General features: G+C 44.3%; 1 pseudogene. It reads left to right on the forward strand.

What is annotated here, in order from left to right:
* Positions 1–1028 (forward strand): annotated as a pseudogene (locus B0A80_RS20905) (hypothetical protein); the annotation flags it as partial.

Raw genomic sequence — 1028 nt, forward strand, 5'->3', positions numbered from 1 at the left:
GTAACCCCAATTAAAACAGGTCCATTGAGTATTGACGCTAACGGAGTACTAACTTTAGATCCAAACACTGTAACAGGAACCTACCAAATCACCTATGAAATCTGTGAAGAAGGAGCAACCCCTGCCAACTGTGCAAGTACTACTGCAACTGTTGAAGTTAAAAACCCAATCGTAGCCAACGTTGACAACAGCTACCCAGTTCAAACACCGGGTACAACAACAGCCACCACAATTGGAAACGTAACAACAAACGACACCTTAAACGGACAGCCGGTAACCGCAGCCAATACCAATGTAACCCCAATCAAAACAGGACCATTGAGTATTGACGCTAACGGAGTATTGACCTTAGATCCAAATACAGTAACAGGAACCTACCAAATTACTTATGAAATCTGTGAAGAAGGAGCAACCCCTGCCAACTGTGCAAGTACTACGGTAACTGTTGAAGTTAAAAACCCAATTGTAGCCAACGTTGACAATACCTACCCAGTTCAAACACCGGGTACAACAACGGCAACCACAGTTGGAAACGTAACAGTAAACGATACCTTAAACGGCCAGCCAGTAACCGCAGCCAATACCAATGTAACCCCAATCAAAACAGGACCATTGAGCATTGACGCTAACGGAGTACTAACTTTAGATCCAAACACTGTAACAGGAACTTACCAAATCACTTATGAAATCTGTGAAGAAGGAGCAACCCCTGCCAACTGTGCTACAGCTACGGCCACTGTTGAAGTTAAAAACCCAATCGTAGCCAACGTTGACAATAGCTACCCAGTACAAACACCGGGTACAACAACAGCAACCACAATTGGAAACGTAACAACAAACGATAGCCTAAACGGACAGCCGGTAACCGCAGCCAATACCAATGTAACCCCAATTAAAACAGGACCATTGAGCATTGATGCCAACGGAGTACTAACTCTAGATCCAAACACTGTAACAGGAACCTACCAAATCACTTATGAAATCTGTGAAGAAGGAGCAACCCCTGCCAACTGTGCAAGTACTACTGC

Origin of the sequence: Flavobacterium tructae (assembly GCF_002217475.1) — a bacterium.
Classification (GTDB): domain Bacteria; phylum Bacteroidota; class Bacteroidia; order Flavobacteriales; family Flavobacteriaceae; genus Flavobacterium; species Flavobacterium tructae.